The 288-nt window shown below is 37.5% G+C and carries 1 pseudogene; it reads left to right on the forward strand.

The features are described 5' to 3' along the window. Positions 1–103 (forward strand): annotated as a pseudogene (locus tag KW850_RS33790) (integrase); the annotation flags it as partial. Between the last annotated feature and the right edge of the window lie 185 nt (positions 104–288).

Below are 288 nucleotides of genomic sequence, written 5' to 3' on the forward strand. Positions count from 1 at the left end.
TGTTATTCAAAGCCTATTAGGTCATGAAAAAAGTGAAACCACCCGGATATATGCCCAGTTAAGCGGAAGCATCAGGCAGGAATTATATAGGAAGTTTTTTTAGAAATAAATAAGCAACGCATCTCACGATAGCGTTGCTTTATTTCGCTCTTGCACCTGTCAGTTTAAGATGGAATATTCGACTAAACCTCCACTTTAGTGAAATCCACTTTTATCCCCCCATAAAATAAAAATAGTGCCAACTTAGAAATTGGCACTTCGTTTATTCCCTATACTTTATCGTGTCGC

The organism is Bacillus sp. sid0103, from assembly GCF_019219025.1.